The organism is Flavobacterium luteolum (genome assembly GCF_027111275.1).
In the GTDB taxonomy this organism is placed as follows: domain Bacteria; phylum Bacteroidota; class Bacteroidia; order Flavobacteriales; family Flavobacteriaceae; genus Flavobacterium; species Flavobacterium luteolum.
On the sequence record NZ_CP114286.1, the window covers coordinates 758110 to 780162 of the forward strand.

Sequence of the window (22053 nt, forward strand, 5' to 3'; positions counted from 1 at the left end):
TTTTGAAAAGCACTGGAAAAATACAAAAAACTATTTCAGACAATCTTTTAAAATAGTCACAGGATGCAAAGCTTTTCTGCTGGTTCCGTCAAAAATCTGATGGCGGCAGCTGGTTCCTGCTGCTGCAATTTCTGTTGATTGCTCTGTTGCCCTGATTTTCGGAAACAAAGTATCTTCTCCCATCTTCATACTGATTTCGTAATGTTCTTTCTCGTAACCAAATGAACCTGCCATTCCGCAACAACCAGAATTATAAATTGTAACCGTATTATTTTTTGGAACATTCAGCATCGCAAAAGAAGCTTCAACTGAGCTCAATGATTTTTGATGACAATGTCCATGAATTTTGATATTTTTCTCTTTTTCAGAAAATTGATCTGCGTGAATTTTTCCGTTTGAAATTTCTCTTTTGAAAAACTCTTCGACTGTAAAGGTGTTTTTAGCTAATTTTTCAGCACTTTCCTTATCAGCAGCCAATCGGATATATTCATCTCTGAAAGTCAATATTGCCGAAGGCTCAAGACCTATTAAAGGTGTGTTTTCAGAAATTATATTTTTAAAAGTATTGACATTTTTATTGGCAATTTCCTGCGCTTCTTCCAAAAAGCCTTTTGAGATAAAAGCTCTTCCGCTTTCCTCATGATCAATTACAATTACTCTATAGCCTAATTCTGTTAAGAGTTCGTAGGCATCGATTCCGACTGAAACATCATAATAATTAGTAAATTCATCACAAAAAAGATAAACATTGCCATTCTCAAAAGAACTGTTTGTGTTACGTTTTTTGTTCTTTTCATACCATTTTCTAAATGTTTTTGGAGCCAATAAAGGCACTTGTCTTTCAGGTGCAATTCCCATGCGTTTTTTAACGAATGAAAGATTAGAAGCCCAATTGGTAATTGATGGTGCAATACTTCCCAATTCATTCAATTTCGAATTGAAAGCAAATATTTTATTTCGGAAAGAAAATCCGTTTGCTTTTTGATATTGGTATAAAAATTCAGCTTTTAAAGTTGCTACATCAACATTACTTGGACACTCGCTGGCGCAGGCTTTACAGCTTACACACAATTCAAAAACCTTGTATAATTCTTCGTGATCGAATTTATTTTCTTTTTCCGAATTTGTTAGATATTCGCGTAAAGCATTGGCACGTGCTCGCGTAGTATCTTTTTCATTTCTTGTAGCACGATAACTCGGACATAAAGTTCCGCCTGCTGATGGCATTTTTCTGCAATCGCCAGAACCATTGCATTTTTCGGCGGCACGTAAAACCCCTAAACTATCCGAGAAATCCTGAATCGTTTTTATTTCAGGCTCTACTCGTCCCGCTTCAAAACGAAGATTTTCATCCATTTTCGAAGCGTTTACAATTTTCCCAACATTCAAAATCGTGTTCGGATCAAACGCTTTTTTTACTCGTTTTAGCAATTCGTAATTTTTATCGCCAATCATAAACGGCAAGAATTCTCCACGTAGAATTCCGTCGCCATGTTCACCGCTTAACGAACCTCTGTATTTTTTTACCAAATGAGCTACTTCAGTAGATAAATTTCTAAACTGATGTAATCCTTCCTTCGTTTTCAAATTTATCTTCGGACGCAAATGTAGCTCTCCCGCTCCAGCATGTGCGTAGTAAATGGCACTTTGTCCGTGCCTTTCCATCATCGCCGCAAAATCGGCAATATAATTGGGCAGATCGCTCAATTCAACCGCTGTATCTTCAATAGAATCTGCTGCTTTATCGTCTCCCACAATACTTCCTAAAAGTCCAAGACCTGCTTTTCTTACCTCATTTACTTTGTCTATATCTGTTCCGTAAATTTTTGGCAAGGCATATCCGAAGCCATTATTTTCAAGATCTTTAATTAATGCATCAGCTTGCAGTTCGGCATCTTCCATACTAATGTGCGATCCTACTTCTAGCATAATAACTGCTTTTGGTTCACCTACAATAAAAAATCGGTTTTTAGCTTGTTCTCTATTGGTTTTGGTACAGTCTAAAATCGTATCGTCCATCATTTCGCAAGTGTACAAATGATGTTTCATTGCAGTAACGACAGCTTCTAAACTTTCTTGAATGGTATGAAAATGCGCCACAACCATAATATTGTTTACTGGTGGCAAGTCGTCTACCTTTAAAGTAATTTCTGTCGTAAACGCCAAAGTCCCTTCACTTCCGCAAAGGAGTTTTCCTAAATTGATCGTATCCTCTGTTCCCGAAAAAAGTTTTGATTTTAGCAGAACATCAATCGCATAACCGGTATTTCGTCTATGAATTTCTGGTTTTGGAAATTCTCTTAAGATTTCTTCTTGGTTTTCTTTGTTCGAAAGTTCTTCGTAAATGGTTTTGTAAATTTTATTTTCTAAAGAATCTCCTTTGGTTTTCTCGATAAACTCTTCAGAAGTTAAATCTTTAAATATTGCGGTAGTTCCGTCACTTAAAACGGCTTTTATTTCTACAATTTTATCTCGGGTAACACCGTAACGAATCGAAGTTGTCCCTGACGAATTGTTTCCGACCATTCCGCCAATCATGCATCTATTGGTTGTTGATGTCGTTGGCGCAAAAAACAGTCCGTGGGGTTTTAAATACAAATTCAGTTCATCGCGAATTACTCCAGGCTGAACCGTTATGGTTTTCTTTTTAGGATCAAAAGAAACAATTTTATTAAAATGTTTAGAAACATCGACAATAATTCCGCTTCCGATAGTTTGACCTGCAAGTGAAGTTCCTGCCGTTCGTGGCGTTATAGAAATTTTATTTTTTGAAGCAAACCGAATAATATTTCTAATATCATTTTCTGATTTTGGAATAGCCACGGCAAGCGGCATAATTCTATAGGCAGAGGCATCTGTGGCATATATTTTTTTATGAAGGTCATCATAAAAAAGAGTTCCTTCTAGTGAAGTTTCTAATTCTTGTAGTTGGAGAGAATCGGACATTTAATTTGGTTCTGTTGCTTTTGGTTCTTTAATAAATGTTTTATTTCTGCACTTCGCTAAAATCAGTTTGGCAAAAACAACACATTCTAAATTTTATTAGAATTCAATATTTATTAAAGTTCCTTTTAAAAGCTTTGAACTTCCTTTAAAGCACCAAAGAAATGGCAACTAAACCAAGAAATGATTTTCATAAATATATCTTACTAATAAAATTAGTTTTAACAAATATAGATACAAAAAGCATACAAATACATTATTTTGCGTTTTTTAACATAATAAAATTAAAATAACGCAACAAAACGCAAAAACCACATTGTATAAGTTTAAAGTTATAAGATAAACACTCCAGATTTTCTATATTCGTCTAGTTTTTCATCTTCTGGATCTAACTCTGTCACAATCGTATCCAATTGCGTAAGATCGCATACGCCGTGCGGCATTTTGGTATTTAATTTATTTGAAGCAAACATGGAAACCACTCTGTCAGAAGCCTCTATCATTGCTTTTTTGACGATTGAGATTTCGTAACCTACTTCTGTAAGTCCTTGTTTGATATTAATGCTGCTGGCGCCAATGAAACAAATGTCGGCTTTAATTTTTGAGACCACCTGAATTACATCCATACCTATTGTTACCATTGCGTTTTTCTGCATTTTTCCACCAATAAAAATCAAATCGATATTAGGGTGCTGAGACAATTGCATGGCTATCGGTAAGCTATACGTATATATTGTAGCCTTTAAATCGGCCGGAATTAACTTTGCAAAAACCAAATTGGTGCTTCCTCCGCTCATTATAATAACCTGATCGTCATGAAGTAGAGACAATGCTTTTGTCACGATTTGTTTTTTCTGTTCTTCTGCAGCTATTGCTATATCAAATACATTTGCAGACTTCTCTTTAACCTGAACCGCACCGCCATATACTTTTTCTAACAGCTTTTTACTGTCTAACTCGTTCAAATCTCTTCTTATTGTATCTTCAGACAAATCGAGAGCCAAAGCTAAATCTGTTGTAACAACTTTTTGGTCTTCAATAAGTTTAGTCATTATATATTTATGTCTTTCGGCCTTCAGCATTTTTTTATAAAAGTTAAAATTTATCACAAATATATCAAATATTTCATTCTATATCAGAAAATAGCCTAAAAACTGCAAAATCATGCATCGATAAGATTCTTAAAATAAACTCAATAATTATTTTCTTCTAAAAAATTGCGTTATTTTGCGTTTTTCAAATTATTTTTCGAAAAAAAATTCAAAATAATGCATTTATATGCAATAATTAAATATATTTGCTCAACAACAACCATAAAAAACCAGATTAATCATGAAAAAATTACTCTTTATTTCAGTGTTGTTTTTGTGCATTCAAGCAGCATTTGGACAAGCAAAAACAGTTACTGGAACAGTAAAAAGCAAAGCAGACGGAATTCCAATTCCTGGAGTCAGCGTAGTTATTCAGGGAACAAATAACGGTACTACAACTGACTTTGATGGGCACTACAGTATTTCTGTAGCACCGGGACGAACTCTAAACTTTAGTTACATGGGTTACGAAACCCAATCTATTAAAGTGGAGAGCCAACAGAAAATAGATGTTGGCCTTTCAGAAAGCACTTCGAAACTAGACGAAGTTGTTGTTGTAGGTTTTGCCTCTCAGAAAAAAGCTAATCTTACGGGAGCGGTTGCAAAAGTAGATGTAAAAAAAGCTCTAGGAAGTGTGCCTATTACTGATATCACAAGAGGTTTGCAAGGAACAACTCCTGGACTTAATATTACTTTTAATTCTGGTAATATCAGTAAGGGATCAAATGTTAACATTCGTGGAGCTGGAACTATTATAAATGGAGAAGCTAAAGGATCACCACTTATTTTAGTCGATGGTGTTCCAGGCGAATTGTCGATGCTAAATGCAGAAGACGTAGAATCTATGTCTGTGCTTAAAGATGCTGCTTCTGCTTCTATTTACGGTGCACGTGCTGCATTTGGAGTTATTTTAATTACTACTAAGAGCGGTAAAAATTCAAAAGGAAAAGTAAGATTCGCTTATAGCAATAATACAGGTTGGAGCAACCCAATTTCTTTGGTTCAATTTAATGATCCAACTGTAGAGCTTCCCGCAATGATTGATGCGCAGGCTAGAGCTGGAAATGCGAATCCAGAATCTTTCGGTATGAACTACAAAACATTATTGCCAGGCATCATTAACTGGAAAGAAAAATATGCTGCAACAAGAAATCCAAATGACAAAAACATGATCTTAGGAGAAGATTTTGATGTTATTGGAGGAAAAGAATATTTCTACAGAATTTGGAATCCGCATGATGAAATGTTAAAAAAGAATGCGGTACAAACACTTCATAATTTATCAGCTCAAGGTTCTTTGAGCGACAAAAGTTCATTTATTGTTTCGTTAGGACTTTCTAATCAAGATGGTGTAATGAAAATCAATAATGAAACCAACCAAAGATTCAATCTTAATCTTGGTATGACAACGGAGTTAGCAAGCTGGCTTACTGGAGATTTTAAAGTATTGGGAACTTTCCAAGAATATGATTCTCCTTTTAATTACTACAACAATGGTATTGATACTGCTGGTAACGGATATTTTGGGTACTATATGCGTTGGGGTTCTTATTTCCCTTATGGAACTTATAATGGAACTTACTTTAGACATGCGCCTGGTTATATGGCAAACGCATCTCAAAACGAAAGTAAATCAAATGATATGAGGATAAGCGGAAGACTTACTGCTCAAATCACAAAAGACTTTAATATCGTTGGAGAATATAGCTTTAATACCAATTTTTCAAGCCTAAAAATGAATGGTGGTCAAGTACCGCTTTGGGACTGGTGGACAAGTGCTGCTGATTTAGTTGCCGGAAAACCTACTTCAATGGAAACTGCCAACGATTTTGTTGCGCAAGCGAAAACATCTTACACTAGAAACGTAGCCAATATCTTTGGAAATTATACTAAGACATTAGGAGAAAATCACAACTTCAAAGTATTAGGTGGTTTGAATACAGAATGGTACGATCAAGAAAGAACTTATGCTCGTAGAAATACACTTTTGGACAAAACCAAACCAGAATTTAACTTAGCTATTGGCGACCAATTTACTTCGCCTCTTGTTGCTAATGACATTCTAAATCCTGGTTTATCAAGATATGCAATTGCAGGATTTTTTGCACGTGTAAATTACGATTACAAAGGTAAATATCTATTGGAGGTAAACGGACGTTATGATGGTTCGTCAAAATTCCCTACTAATGAGCAATGGGGATTCTTCCCTTCTGCTTCTGTTGGATATAGAATTTCAGAAGAGAGCTTTATGGAAGGAACAAAAAGCTGGTTAAATGATTTGAAAATTCGTGGATCTATTGGTTCAATCGGAAATCAAAATATTGCCAACAATGCCTTTTTACCAGTTATGACTAACGTTACTACTAACCCTAACCCATATTGGATCGGTAGTGGTACAACTATTCCTCCGACTGTTAATCAGCCAACAAATGTTGACCCGAATTTAACTTGGGAAAAGGTAACTACTCAAGATATTGGTATTGATATTAGAATATTTAGCATGTTAGGTTTAACATTTGATTACTACCAACGTGATACAAAAGGAATGTTAGCTCCAGGAAAAACACTTCCAGGTTCATTTGGTCAGGCTGCTGCCAACACAAACTCTGGAAACTTAAGAACGAGAGGTTGGGAACTTGCTCTTAACTTTAATAAACAAATCAACAAAGACATCAGTGTTTACGCAGATCTTACGCTTTCAGACAATACTACAGAAGTAACAGAATGGAACAACTCTGCTAAGTTAATCAGTACTTCATCTTTTTACTCAGGTCAAAAATTGGGTGAAATCTGGGGATTGGAAACAGACCGATTAATTCAAACAACAGATCAAATTGATGCGACAGGATTAATAGTAAACGGTATTGATTATAAAAATATAAGAAGTGGAGCGTTTAAATTTGGCCCTGGAGATGTAATGTATAAAGATTTAGATGGAGACGGGGTAATCTCAAGAGGTGACGGAACAGCTCTTAAACCTGGAGATTTAAAAGTTATTGGTAACACTACACCTCGCTACCAATATGGAGTTCGTTTAGGTGGTGCTTTATACGGATTTGATATTGATGCTTTCTTCCAAGGAGTTGGAAAACGTGACTACTGGACAACTTCAGACTTAGTATTGCCTTTCTACAACAGAACAGATGCTATGTATCAGAACCAAAATGATTACTGGACAGCAGAAAATACAGATGCCTATTTCCCTAATCCATACCCTGGACATGCAACTAATGCTTTTGGAACTTATGCGCCTGGATCAAACAATTTTGTGGCACAAACTCGTTATTTATTAGATATGTCTTATTTACGTTTAAAATCGATGACTCTTGGATATACTTTCCCAAAAAGTATTTCTCAAAAGGCTGGATTTGATAAAATTAGACCATACGTTTCAGGTTTCAACTTAGCTACTTGGAAAAGCAGTAAATTACCGGTAGACCCTGAAATTAATGAAAGTGAATCAATGTGGGGAAGAACTTTCCCTTACTCTAAAACATGGTCGGTTGGTATACAACTTGCGTTTTAATAAAGGTATTTAAAAATCAAAAATTAATTAAGATGAGAAAATTAATCATAAACTCTAAGATAAAACTATCAGTTGCCTTGCTAACTTTTGCAAGTCTAACTGTTAGCTGTTCAGATTTTTTGGATACACCTCCGGAAGATGTATTCACTGACAACAATTTTTGGACTTCAGAAAATAACGTAAAAACATTTTCTTGGTTGAACTATAATACCTTTAATGGATACGGAAATAATGCTGGTACTACCGCTGATTTTTACTTTCATGCTTCTGCAACAGGTTTAATAGATGACAACTTGGCGATGAACGTTTTCACGAACTTTCTAACAGCTCCAAATGCAACTAACTCAAACTGGAATGAGTATTACACTTTGATTCGTCGTTGCAATCTTATGTTAGAAAGAGTGCCAAATGTTCCTATGGATCAGACAAAGAAAAATCACTACATAGGTGTTGCTAAGTTCTTTAGAGCTCACACTTATTTTCGTTTAGCACAGCAGTTTGGCGATGTACCATACACAGACCAATATTTAGCTCAAAGCGATGCAAATGTCTACAAACCTGCTTTATCTAGAGCAGAAGTAATAGACAATGTAATTAAAGACTTAGAAGAAGCGATTCCGTTGTTATTAAATGTTGATGATAGCAATGTAACGGTAAACAAATATACTGCTTATGCATTATTAAGCCGAGTATGTTTGGGTGAAGGTACTTACAGAAAATACAATTTGGGTCAGAATGGAAATGCGTATCTTCAGAAAGCTAAAGATGCTTCTTTAGCCGTAATGAATAACAACGCTTACAAATTAAACACAGATTGGAAATCTCTTTACAATTCTGTTGAATTATTAGGAAATACTGAAGTAATCTTAACAAAAAGATACATAAAAGGTGTTTTAGGAAACGGAATCCAAGCCTACACTAATACATCTACTGTTCAAAACGGATTAACAAAATTTGCTGCAGAAAGCTATGTAACTACTAACGGATTGCCTATTAAACAAACTGGCAATGCTCAATATTTAGGAGACAACACTATTGCAAATACTTTTGCTAACAGAGATCCAAGATTTGCTAAAGCTTTCAGTACAGCAGATTATGCTTACTCTGACAAACCTTATAACGGTTTAACCTCTATAACAGGTTATGTATTCCAATTGTATAATAATCCTGCTACTACAGGTACAGAGGTTACCACAATTGGACAAAATCAAATTGACGCTCCAGTTTTCACACTAAGCGAAGTTTATTTGAATTATGCTGAAGCATGTGCAGAATTAGGAACAATTACTACTGCAGATCTAAATTTATCACTTAACAAAGTTCGTACACGTGCTGGAATTGCAACTTTGACTACAGATGGTGCAAGCGCAAGTGCAAACGGCGTTCAGATAGATGACCCGCAAAGAACAGCTTCATTAGAACAAATTTCAGGAATTGTGAATCCAATTATTTGGGAGATTCGTCGTGAGCGTAGAATCGAGTTTATGGCTTGGACTACAATGAGAAAAGAAGATCTTATGCGTTGGAAAAAAGGAGATTATTTGGATACTAATTCTAATCCAGATGTTATTTTAGGAGCTAGAATAATGGCTTTAATAGGAACTAACTCTAAAACAAAAGTAAACGCACAAGGATATGTAATTCCTTATGCAGCTGGTGTATCAAGATTATTTATATCACCAAAAAATTACTTGAGTGCAATTCCGACAAATGATATCAATTTATACGCTGCAGAAGGTGTAGAATTGAAACAAAACCCAGGCTGGTAATTAGGTAAAAACTAAAATACCACATCTAATACAACTGCCTCCGACGTGAGACTTTTCGGAGGCAGTATTTAAAATACTCTTTTTAGACGCATTGTGACCAATAAAAAGACCAAATAGAAAAATTAATCCTGATTCATGCAGGTTATATCTTGTTAGTTTTTAGATTCCCCAAATCTGCCTTAAACATTCATATACTCCGATAAAATATTAATTTTATTAGTGCAATTCGTCTTTAACTAATAACTGTATTTAAAATGATAAAATTTATAGCAAAAAGTGCTTTTGTTACAGCATTTCTGTTTCATGCTACGTCATATTCGGCAACCATTCAGCCCAATAAAACCGATATTTTAGCAGAAATCAATAACACTGTTATAAAAACTGGAGCTGACAATTACGAAAAATATCTTCCGCTATTAAAAGATAAAAAAGTCGGAATTGTTACCAATCAGACTGGAATTTTATCCAACAAGACCCATGTCGTTGATTTTTTATTGGAGAAAAAAATTGCTGTTCAGACTATTTTTGCTCCCGAGCACGGATTTAGAGGAACAGCCGATGCCGGCGAACATGTTGTTGATGGAAAAGATCAGAAAACAGGCTTGCCGATTATTTCGCTTTATGGCGACAATAAAAAGCCAAAACCAGCGCAGTTATCTGGAATTGATGTCATGATTTTTGACCTCCAAGATGTAGGCGCACGATTCTATACCTACATTTCTTCTTTGCATTATGTAATGGAAGCTTGTGCCGAAAATAACGTTCCACTAATTGTTTTTGATCGTCCAAATCCAAATGGCTCTATCGTCGACGGACCGCTTTTAGAAAAAGAATTTACCAGTTTTGTTGGCATGCACCCTATTCCGCTTTTGCACGGAATGACAATCGGTGAATATGCTAAAATGGTAAATGGAGAAAAATGGCTAAAAGATGGCGCTCAATGTAAACTAACGGTTATTCCTTGTGTCGATTACAGCAGAACAATGCCATACAGTTTATTGGTAAAACCATCTCCGAATTTACCAAATGACCAGTCTATAAATTTATATGCAAGTTTATGTCTTTTTGAAGGAACAAATGTGAGTATGGGACGCGGAACTGAAAAACAATTTCAAATTTACGGTTCTCCCTATTTAACCAAAACCAATTTCAGTTTTACTCCAAAACCCAATTTTGGCGCAAAAGATCCTTTATACAATGGAAAAGAATGTTTTGGCGAAGATTTGACTGCTTATCCGAAATTGAAACAATTAGAACTGAAATGGCTTATTAAAGCGTATCAGAATACGAGCGATAAAACAAAATTCTTCAATGCATTTTTTACCAAACTGGCAGGAACAAAAAAATTACAGCAGCAAATTGAAAGCGGCGCTTCTGAAACTCAGATAAGACAATCTTGGCAAAAAGATCTTGAAGCTTTCAAAAAAATGCGAACAAAATATCTGATTTATAAATAATATTTCTAATTCAGTTCCCTTAGACTTAATTTTTTAAACAATAGAAACATAGACTTTGATAGACTTACACAAAAGCGTTTCATTAGCATAAACACACACATATATATTGCTATGCAGAAATGTAGTTCTCTTTGGTTTGCTTTTTAAAGATTGGTTACCTTTTTAAACAAAAATCAAAACCTGTGTTTCTATGTTTTAAAATTAAATTCCATTATAGAAAAAACAGCAACCTATTAATGTAAAATAGAGATCCTGAAATTGAAAAATTTTAGTTTCAACAATCAAAAAAAAAGAAAAATGAAAAATAAAAATCCTGAAACTGAACAAGAATCTTTGTACAAAGACTTGGATCAAATGAGCGTGAAAGAACTTCTTACAAACATTAATACAGAAGACAAAAAAGTTCCGCATATTATTGAAGAGCAAATTCCTAAAATAGAAAAACTGGTTAAAGCCATTGTAAAAAAAATGCAATTGGGCGGAAGATTATTTTATATCGGAGCTGGAACTTCTGGGAGAATCGGAATTTTAGATGCATCGGAGTGTCCGCCAACTTTTGGCGTTCCGCATGATATGATTATCGGAATTATTGCTGGTGGAGATACTGCCATTAGAAAAGCAGTAGAAAATGCGGAAGATGACACCGAACAAGCTTGGAAAGATCTGGCAAAATTCGAAATTTCAAGCTTAGATATGATTATCGGAATTGCTGCTTCCGGCAATACACCTTACGTTTTAGGAGCCCTTAAAAAAGCTAAAGAACACAACATCAAAACAGGAAGTATTTCTTGCATCAGCAACGGACTTATCGCTCAAGAAGCCGATTATCCGATTGAGTTAATTGTTGGTCCTGAATTCTTAACAGGAAGTACAAGAATGAAAGCAGGAACAGCTCAAAAATTAACTTTGAATATGATCTCTACTTCGGTAATGATCAAATTAGGAAAAGTAAAAGGCAACAAAATGGTTGACATGCAGCTTTCTAACGAAAAACTGGTAAAACGCGCCATTAAAATGATCATGGAAGAACTTGATTTAGAATATGAGGCAGCCGACGAATTGTTGCAAAAACATAAAAGTGTACGAGCTGTTTTATTAGCGCACACTAAAAATCAGGAAAACTAAAAACCTCACTATCAAAATCTTTTTATAGATTTATACAAATTCAAAAACTGGATAAATTCATTTTTTGGAGTTTTTAACACCGACCTGACAGACTAAAATCCGTCAGGTCAATTAAAAAATCTTCCTGATTTGAATTATTTTAAAAAACCAAAAATCACCAAAACTATAAAATGACACCAAGTACCATTCTTCTCCTTATTATCATTTATTTCGGAACATTGTTCTATATATCGCACAGAGTCAGCAGAAAAGACAGCGGAAATGAAGCCTTTTTTACTGCCAATAAAAATTCAAAATGGTATTTAGTGGCTTTCGGAATGATCGGAACTGCTCTTTCTGGAGTAACTTTTATCTCTGTTCCTGGAGAAGTTGGCGCGCCAAGCGGTGAGCAATTTAAATATTTTCAGTTTGTTTTAGGAAATGCACTTGGATTTATTGTCATTACAAAACTTTTATTGCCTTTATACTATAGAATGAATCTAACATCGATTTATGGATATATAGAGCAAAGAATGGGCTTTTTCAGCTACAAAACAGCAGCTTCTATTTTTCTAATCAGCCGAACGATAAGTTCTGCTTTCAGATTGTATTTGGTCGTGATCGTTTTACAGCGTTTTGTGTTCGATTTTTATCATATTCCTTTTGCGTTTACTGTTTTAATTTCATTGCTGTTAATCTTCTCTTACACATATAGAGGCGGACTAAAAACAATTATTATTACAGATACTTTACAGACTTTCTTTTTGGTAACTTCTGTTTTTCTTACTATTTATTTCATCTGTGATCGTATGGATTTAACTGCCATCAGCGCATTTGAAGAAGTAAAAAACAGTAATTATTCTAAGATCTTTTTCTTTGATGATTTTATGGGAAGTAAATTCCATTTTGTAAAACAAATTTTGGGTGGAATGTTCGTAACTATCGCTATGACTGGTCTAGATCAAGATTTAATGCAAAAAAACTTGAGCTGTAAAAACATTGGCGAAGCACAGAAAAACATGTTCACTTTTACAGGAATATTTGTTATCATTAATATTTTCTTTTTGAGTGTTGGAGCGTTATTATATATCTATGCAAACAAAAACGGAATCGCTGTTCCAACCGATTTAGTTACCGGAAAACCAAGAACCGATTTACTTTTTCCTGAAATTGCACTAAATCACTTAGCACTTGTTCCCGCAATTGTATTTTTATTGGGAATTATTGCTGCCACTTTTGCAACTACCGATTCTGCCTTAACAGCCTTAACAACTTCTTTTTGCGTTGACTTTTTAGGCATGGACAAAGCAGAAAACAGCCATAAGAAAAACACGGTAAGAATCAGACATTTAGTGCATATCAGTTTTTCTGTTTTAGTCTTTTTTATCATCCTGATTTTCAACTCAATCAATGACAGTTCTGTAGTCGGAATGATTTTTAAAGTTGCCTCTTATACTTACGGTCCATTGTTAGGATTATACGCTTTTGGTTTATTCCAAAAATCAAGACATGTAAACGATAAACTGGTTCCATTTATCTGCTTGCTTTCTCCATTATTCACTTATTTCATCAATGAATATTCTAAAGTTTTATTCGCAGGATATGTTTTTGATAATGAATTAATTATACTAAACGGATTAATTACTTATTTAGGATTATTTATAACCAGTTCACGCAGTGAAAAAGAAATAAGTTTCTAATTCAGCTTAATACTATTGATGAATCAATTTGAATTTAAATACATTAAACTCAAATTGATTCTTAAAAAAATGATATGAAAAATCCATTTATAAAAATCAGTTTATACGCCGCTTTTATATTTTTAATTACCAATTGCGCATCCAAAAAAAATAATGGTGCAGCAGATGATAAAAAGAATATCCCTTTAAAAGACACTGTTGTTTACGTACCAAAAAACACTTCAGACAAAAAAACTTTCTTTAAAGATTCTGATAAAGAAACGGCTTGGGTTGATAGTATTTATAACAAAATGACGGTACAGGAAAAAATCGGGCAATTGTTTATGATTTCTGCCTATTCAAACAAAGATTCTGTACATGTTAATCAGATTAGTAAACTGATTGAAGATTATAAAATAGGAAACGTTATTTTCTTTCAGGGTGGACCAGTTCGTCAAGCGAAATTAACCAACTTATATCAGTCAAAAGCAAAAGTTCCTTTAATGATCGGGATCGATGCCGAATGGGGATTAGCCATGAGATTAGATTCAACGTATCGTTATCCTTGGAATATGACTTTGGGCGCTATTCAAGATTTAAGTTTAATTGAAAATGTGGGAAGAAATATGGCAGCCGAAAACAAACGAATCGGCGTTCATTTCAATTTTGCACCAGTTTTAGATATCAATACCAATCCGAAAAACCCAATTATTGGAAACCGTTCTTTTGGTGAAGATAAGGTCAATGTAACCGAAAAAGCTCTTGCTTTAATGAAAGGAATACAAGGAAATGGCGTTTTCTGTACCGGAAAACACTTTCCTGGACATGGTGATACTTCAACCGATTCGCACCACGCCTTGCCTACCGTTAATTTTTCTAAAGAACGAATGGAATTGGTCGAACTTTATCCGTACAAAAAATTATTCGACGAAGGTTTAGCTTCTGTAATGGTAGCGCATCTTAATATTCCAAGCTTAGAATCACAGCCAAATTGTCCTTCTTCTGCTTCCTATAATGTGGTAACCAATCTGCTTCAAAAAGAATTAGGTTTTAATGGCTTAATTTTTACAGACGGTTTGGCTATGAAAGGTGCAGCTAATTTTAAAGGTCCTGGAGATCTAGAAATCGCTGTTATTTTAGCAGGAAACGATATTTTACTTTGTCCAGAAAATGTACCCGTTGCTTTTCAGAAATTGGAAGAGGCTTACAATACGCAAGTAATTACAGAAGAACGATTGGCACATTCGGTTAAAAAAATTCTTCATTTTAAATACAAAGCAGGATTAAATAAATACAAACCGATTGATTTAAATAATTTGTATAATGATTTGAATCCGTCACAAAATGATGCTTTACATTATAAACTATATGAAAATGCGATTACAGTTTTAAAAAACGAAAAAGAAATTCTTCCAATAAAAGATTTAAGCGAAAAAATCGCCTATATAAAATTGGGTGAAGACACCAATAGCACTTTCGTTTCGACCTTAAAAAAATACACTAATATTACAGAAGTCAAAGACACCAATCTTGACAGTCTGAATAAAGAATTGAAAAAATTTGACAAGGTAATTATCAGTTATCATAAAGTAAATAAAGCTTGGGAAAAACAAGAATTCACATTACAAGAAATGCTTTGGTTGAAAGAAATTGCAAAACACAACAAAGTAATTCTAGACATTTTTGCAAAACCTTATTCGTTATTATCTATTAATAATTTTGATGATATTGAAGGATTGGTAGTTTCCTATCAAAACTCAGATATTAGTCAGGTTGTTTCGGCAGGATTACTTTTTGGTGCCATCGAAGCCAAAGGAAAATTGCCTGTTTCTATAAATGATGCTTTCCATGTAAATGATGGTTTGACTACCGAAAAACTAAATCGTCTGGCTTTTACAGCTCCAGAAAATGTAAATATGAATCCGGCAATTCTGTCCAAAATCGATGCTGTGGCACAAAAAGCAATTGATGGTAAAATGGCACCAGGAATGCAGGTTTTAGTGGCCAGAAAAGGAAATGTTATTTTTCAGAAATCATACGGAGCGCAAACTTATGATTACGGAAAAAAAGTAACTGATTCGGATTTATACGATGTAGCTTCAATTTCAAAAATGATTTCGACATTGCCAAATGTGATGCAATTGTACGATAAAAATAAAGTAGAGCTGGATACCAAATTGAAAGACATGCTGCCGTTTTTTGCTAAAACAAACAAAGAAAACATCATTTTCAAAGATCTGTTAAATCATTACGCAGGACTTCAGGCTTGGATTCCGTTTTACAAAGCAACTTTAGACAGCAACAATCAGCCTTCTGAAAAATACTATCGAAAAGCAGCAGAAAACGGTTTTACAACAAAAGTAGCCGACAATCTTTATATTCGAAATGATTATCATGATACGATTATGAAAATCATTGCTGAAAGTCCTGTAGCGCTAAAAAAAGAATACAAATACAGCGATTTTACTTTTATCATTTTAAAAGAATATTTAGAAAGAAAAACACATAAAAAATTAGAAGAGCTGAGCCAAGAAAATTTCTACAGTACACTAGGAATGACCAATACGCTTTATAATCCATTAGACAAATTTGACAAAAGCAATATTGCACCAACCGAAATTGACAACTATTTCAGACATCAGGTTATTCAAGGTTATGTACACGACATGGCGGCCGCAATGGAAGGCGGAGTCGCAGGTCATGCAGGAATATTTTCTAATGCGATGGATGTAGCCAAAATGATGCAGCTTTATCTTCAAAAAGGAAATTATGGCGGAATTCAATACTTTTCTCCACAGACTTTTGATGCTTTTAATACGTGCTATTACAAAAATCAAGGCGTCCTGAGAGGTTTAGGATTTGATAAAAGAGTACACAAAGGCGGACCAACTTGCGACTGTGTTTCTGAAGCCAGTTTTGGCCACACAGGTTTTACAGGCAACTTGGCTTGGGCAGATCCAGAAACCGAAATTGTGTATGTATTTCTATCCAACAGAACGTATCCAGAAGTAGTAAATGACGAAAATAAATTAGCCAAAGGAAAAATCAGAGAAGAAATCCAGCAGATCATTCAAGACGCTATCATAAAATAACCTGAAAGCAAAGTCCAAAGAATCTTTCTTCTTGCATCTTTCATCTAAAAAAAATCTAACAACCAAAAAAAATAAACCCAATGACAAAAGAACGTTTAACCTCACTCGATGTCTTTAGAGGATTTACTATTCTCTTAATGACGATTGTCAATAATCCGGGAAGCTGGTCATCTATTTACCCGCCTTTGGAACATGCTGAATGGCATGGCTGTACGCCTACTGACTTAGTTTTCCCGTTTTTTGTTTTTATTATGGGAACGGCTATTCCGTTTGCAATGCCTGTAAAACATTTTGACGGAAGTGTTTTCAATAAAATTTTAGTCCGTTCTCTGCGAATCTTCTGTTTAGGATTATTTTTAAGTGTTTTCAGCAGAATCCATTTATTTGGCTTGGAAGGAATTCCGTTATTAGGATTAAGATTGGTAATTGCTTTTGCCGTTGCTTATGCCCTTTTAGGAAACTTTTCAATGAAAGTCAAAACCATTCTTGCAGTTGGAGTATTTCTAATTCTTATCTCATTATCATTTAGCGGACTTGAACATTTTGAAGACACCAGAATCCCTGGCGTTTTACAGCGAATTGCGATTGTGTATTTCTTTACTTCTATTTTGTATTTAAAAACTAATTTAAAAACACAGCTTTTAGTTTTAGCCATACTTTTAATTGGATATTGGCTTGTAATGGCTTTTGTTCCCGTTCCTGGATTTGGTCCTGCCAATTTCGACAAAGGAACCAATCTTGCCGCTTGGATAGACGATACACTTCTAAACGGACATTTATGGGCTTCATCTAAAACTTGGGATCCAGAAGGAATCTTAAGCACTTTACCAGCCATTGGAACTGGAATTTTAGGAATGTACATTGGTCAGCTGTTAAATTTATCTGTCGATAAAATGGAAATCGTAAAAAAGACCGCCATTGCAGGAACTGGTTTAGTAATTGGAGGTTTAATTTGGAACATCTTCTTCCCTATTAACAAATCACTTTGGACAAGTTCTTATGTTTTATACACAGCCGGAATTGCAACCTTATGTTTAACACTTTTGTATTATATAATCGATATTCAAGGACATAAAAAATGGACGAAATTATTCCTGATTTGGGGCGTGAACCCGATGATCGTATTTTTCTTTTCTGGAATAATTCCGAGAGTTTTAAGTGGCATAAAAGTAGCCGATCCCGAAAAAGCTGGAGAAGAAATTGGACTTCAAGCGTATATATATAACCACGGAATTGTTCCTTGTTTTGAAAATCCTTTAAATGCATCACTCGCTTATGCCTTATCTTATGCTGTTTTCTGGTCGTTCATTTTATGGATTTTCTACAAAAAGAAACTGATTTTTAAAGTGTAAGTCGGTTAAATAATATTTCAGCCGGACTTAATAGTTTGATTTGGTCATCGTTCTAGCACTTATGTAAAGATCACTTTTCTTTTTTCCTAAAAATTTTAAGAAAAGCAGTATCTTGCCGTACCAACAAAAGTGTCAGTTTATAAATTATGGATAGTCCGGTTGAAATTCCTTTTAAAAGCTTTATTCAGCTTAAACCAGAAGAAAGCACTGCTATTTATCTGCAGCTTGTTTTTGAATTTATCAAAGCCATACAAACAGGGTTTCTTCCCGAAGGTACCAAACTTCCTGGCACTAGAATTTTATGTAAAGTGCTTTCTGTTAACCGAAACACTTTAATCAAAGCCTTTCAGGATTTAGAATCACAAGGCTGGATTGAGACACTTCCGAACAAAGGAACTTTTATTTTATCACAGCAAAAACAAAAAAACAAAGCTGAAATTAGTATTTCGAAAGAACAAAATACCACTCCAGACAATATTGGTTTCAGTTTTCAGCGTTCAACTATCCTTGAAAGTCCGATTGAAATCAGTAATCTGCCGTATCAATTTAATGATGGAATGCCCGATTTACGATTGGTTCAAACCGATGTTTTGGCTAGATTATATGTTTCGAAATTAAAAAGACGAAAAACCTCTAAAACTTACGAACAGATAGAACTTCGTTCGCATTCGAATTTTAAAACTCATTTTTCTAATTATCTGAATCTTACACGAGGAATTCGTATTTCGACTTCTAACCTTCTTACAACAAGCAGTCACGAAATCGCTTTGTATCTGGTTACAAAAGTGCTTATTACTTCAGGCGATAAAGTCATCGTAGCTTCGCCGGGATATTATATGTCAAACATGACGCTTACCAATACGGGAGCGCAGATCATTTCTATTCCGGTAAATGAAGACGGAATTGATACTAAACGATTAAAAGAAATTTGTGAAACGACCAAAATTCGAGTTTTATATTTAACATCCAATTATCATTATCCAACCACTATTTCGCTTAGCGCTAAAAAAAGAATTGAAGTTTTGGAATTGGCCAATCAATACGGATTTGTGATTCTAGAAGACGATTACGATTTTGAATTTCATTATGATAATAATCCTGTTTTGCCATTAGCTGCTTTTGACTCTAATCAGAAAGTGGTTTATATTGGTTCTTTCGGAAAATCATTACCATCAGGATTCAGTTACGGTTTTGTCGCCGCACCTGCCGAATTTATCAAAGAACTCGAAAAGCATCAAAACATCTTAGAACCCAGAATTGATGTTATAAAAGAACAGGTTTTAACCGAATGGATTACCGAAGGCGAAGTGCACCGTCTTTCTAAGAAAAATAAAAAAATCTATAAAGAACGTCGCGATCATTTTGTTTCAATTCTTAATGAAAAACTCAAAGGCAAAATCAAATTTAAAGTGCCACCAAGAGGATTGGCAATTTGGGTTGAATGGCTAGATCATTTTAATCTGATTCAGTTTCAAAAAGAATGTTCTAAACATGGTTTGTTTCTGCCAAAAACCATTTTATATCAAACCAAAAACCTCACCGCGACCCGTTTAGGATTTGGACATTTGGAGAAAGAAGAAATGGAAAAAGCCGTTTCTATTTTGAGTAAGAGTTTGGAAATAATTCTAGAGAAATAATTTTTCAATCCATAAAACAAAACATAGCGCCTGGTTTCAACTACGGGTTATATTGAAATATAAATGTGCACAGAATAATTGTTTATTCTAAAAAAAATGGCTGTCGCAAAAGACAGCCATTTTCATTTTATTACAGACTTTTTTCTCTTTCCCAAAAACGATGTCTTCCCAAAGCTTTTATAAACGAAGTAGCCAGTAATTTGTCTGCGCCATTTTCACTTGTCAAAACTCCCGGGTCTTTAGATTTTATATCACTGTTATTTTTTAAGACCTGTACTCCTTCGGCTTCAGCTGCAATAAATTTACAATGATGATACGAATCATTTAAAAACTCTTTTACTTCTTTTATTTTCGAAAGATTTGCAATTCCTTTTCCACTTGGAATAAAGACGCCATCAAAAAGTACCGATGCCGCAATTTTATATGTCTGATCTACTGGAATTTCTGTTCCTTCTGCAGAAACAATAGTTCCTAGATGCGGTGCTATAATAACGGCTTTTGCTCCTGCATTTTGCAAGGCCGTTTTCATTACTTTTATTGAATCTGCACTTACACCATCCGTACATAAAAAAGCTATTTGTCGAGTTGCAATTGTATTGGAAATGGTTGGATTTTTAAGCATACTCAAAGCATCTGAACTCCCTACATTTGGTTTTACTTTTGTAGGTTCTTGATTTCCTTCATCGTCTGCTCCAACCCCATGATTTATTGGTTTTTCAATATTTTTCGGAACTGGAATTCCTAAATTTTTAGCAACCTTTGATGCTAAATCAGTATTTACCTGATTTAAAAGTCCGAGCATTCTTTCTCTAATCGAAACCGTTTCTACTTTTCCCAATTCAAAAGACAAAGCACTAGCAATATGATCTTGTTCTATAGGCGTTTGGCTGTTGTAAAAAAGCGCTGCCTGACTAAAATGATCCGAAAAACTGTTGCTTCTCGCTCGTACTTTATGAGCATCTACTCGTTCATTAAAACTTACAAATCCGCCCTGATCCATTTTGGCTTGAAATGGGCATCCGCCTCCTAAAGAATTTGGATGATAACTCACTTTACCTTTTGCAATTTCCTGACGCATGTGTCCATCACGCTGATTATTGTGCATTGGCGCAATGGTTCTATTAATTGGAATTTCGTGAAAATTTGGACTTCCTAATCTTGATAATTGCGTATCAGTATACGAAAATAATCGGCCTTGCAATAAAGGATCATTTGAAAAATCAATTCCAGGAACTATATGTCCAGGGTGAAAAGCCACCTGTTCTGTTTCTGCAAAAAAGTTATCTGGATTTTTATTCAAAACCATTTTTCCGACAATCGTTACAGGAACCAATTCTTCTGGAACTAATTTGGTTGGATCAAGTAAATCAAAATCAAATTTATGTTCGTCGCTTTCAGGAATAATCTGAACCCCTAATTCCCATTCTGGAAAATTTCCTGCTTCTATGGCTTCCCATAAATCCTGTTTATGAAAATCTGAATTTTTTCCTGATATTTTCTGTGCTTCATCCCAAGCAACTCCGTGTGTGCCTAATTTTGGTTTCCAATGAAATTTTACAAAATGCGATTCATTTTTCTCATTAATAAATCTAAAAGTATGCACTCCAAAACCTTCCATCATTCTTAAACTTCTTGGAATCGCCCTATCGCTCATTACCCACATAATCATGTGCATCGATTCTGGCATTAGCGAAATAAAATCCCAAAAGGTATCATGTGCCGAAGCAGCCTGCGGAATTTCATTGTGCGGTTCTGCTTTAACAGCATGAATCAAGTCTGGAAATTTCATGGCATCCTGAATAAAAAATACAGGCATATTATTTCCGACCAAATCAAAAATACCTTCCTGCGTATAAAATTTAACAGCAAAACCGCGAACATCTCGAGCTAAATCGGTAGATCCTCTAGAACCAGCAACAGTCGAGAATCGAACAAAAACTGGTGTTTTGATACTCTTATCGTTTAAGAAGCCTGCTTTGGTATATTTTTCCATGCTATTGTACAATTCAAAATAACCATGCGCTCCCGAACCTCGTGCATGAACAATACGTTCTGGAATTCTTTCGTGATCAAAATGGGTGATTTTTTCTCGTAATATGAAATCTTCTAAAAGAGAAGGGCCTCTTTCTCCTGACTTTAAAGAATTGTTATTGTCGTTTATTTTAACGCCTTGGTTAGTGGTTAAAAATTCGTTTTCGGCATTTGATTTATTCTGTTCTAAATCGTTCTGTTTTCCATCAGAATTGTCTTGATTTGTTTTTTTTGAATTTTTCATTTTCTGTTGATTTTACATTTATCATTCAATGAAGCTTGTGATATTTCTCAAACAATAGGTTAACAAAGTTAGATGGCTTTTCAAGTTAAAATTTATACAATTCAGCTTAAGGGTTATATTATTCGAAT

The 22053-nt window shown here is 34.6% G+C and carries 11 protein-coding genes; 8 read left to right on the top strand and 3 right to left on the bottom strand.

What is annotated here, in order from left to right; translation table 11 throughout:
- Positions 1-30: 30 nt before the first annotated feature.
- Entirely contained in the window at positions 31-2946 is a 2916-nt protein-coding gene (locus tag OZP10_RS02915; protein ID WP_281633440.1) for an FAD-binding and (Fe-S)-binding domain-containing protein, read from the bottom strand.
- 329 nt (positions 2947-3275) lie between these two features.
- A complete protein-coding gene (locus OZP10_RS02920; protein ID WP_349293753.1) occupies positions 3276-3995 on the bottom strand; it encodes a DeoR/GlpR family DNA-binding transcription regulator in 720 nt (239 codons plus the stop codon).
- Between the two features lie 280 nt (positions 3996-4275).
- On the opposite strand from OZP10_RS02920, the gene OZP10_RS02925 reads away from it, so the two are divergent.
- From OZP10_RS02925 to OZP10_RS02960, 8 genes are all read left to right on the top strand, one after another.
- A complete protein-coding gene (locus OZP10_RS02925; protein ID WP_281633442.1) occupies positions 4276-7560 on the top strand; it encodes a SusC/RagA family TonB-linked outer membrane protein in 3285 nt (1094 codons plus the stop codon).
- A gap of 32 nt (positions 7561-7592) precedes the next feature.
- Entirely contained in the window at positions 7593-9329 is a 1737-nt protein-coding gene (locus tag OZP10_RS02930) for a RagB/SusD family nutrient uptake outer membrane protein (RefSeq protein WP_281633443.1), read from the top strand.
- 254 nt (positions 9330-9583) lie between these two features.
- A complete protein-coding gene (locus tag OZP10_RS02935; protein WP_281633444.1) occupies positions 9584-10786 on the top strand; it encodes an exo-beta-N-acetylmuramidase NamZ family protein in 1203 nt (400 codons plus the stop codon).
- 297 nt (positions 10787-11083) lie between these two features.
- Complete coding sequence (gene murQ, locus OZP10_RS02940; protein ID WP_281633445.1) at positions 11084-11911, top strand: N-acetylmuramic acid 6-phosphate etherase; 828 nt, start codon at positions 11084-11086, stop codon at positions 11909-11911.
- 170 nt (positions 11912-12081) lie between these two features.
- Positions 12082-13590 (top strand): sodium:solute symporter, encoded by a 1509-nt coding sequence (locus OZP10_RS02945; RefSeq protein ID WP_281633446.1) that lies wholly within the window; start codon positions 12082-12084, stop codon positions 13588-13590.
- Positions 13591-13664: 74 nt separating this feature from the next.
- Complete coding sequence (locus OZP10_RS02950) at positions 13665-16661, top strand: serine hydrolase domain-containing protein (protein ID WP_281633447.1); 2997 nt, start codon at positions 13665-13667, stop codon at positions 16659-16661.
- 80 nt (positions 16662-16741) lie between these two features.
- Complete coding sequence (locus tag OZP10_RS02955) at positions 16742-18013, top strand: acyltransferase family protein (protein ID WP_281633448.1); 1272 nt, start codon at positions 16742-16744, stop codon at positions 18011-18013.
- Positions 18014-18159: 146 nt separating this feature from the next.
- A complete protein-coding gene (locus OZP10_RS02960; RefSeq protein ID WP_281633449.1) occupies positions 18160-19650 on the top strand; it encodes an aminotransferase-like domain-containing protein in 1491 nt (496 codons plus the stop codon).
- A 130-nt stretch (positions 19651-19780) separates the two neighbouring features.
- On the opposite strand, the gene OZP10_RS02965 is transcribed toward OZP10_RS02960, so the two are convergent.
- On the bottom strand, positions 19781-21925 hold the full coding sequence (locus OZP10_RS02965; RefSeq protein WP_281633450.1) for a catalase: 2145 nt from the start codon (positions 21923-21925) through the stop codon (positions 19781-19783).
- Positions 21926-22053: the final 128 nt, after the last annotated feature.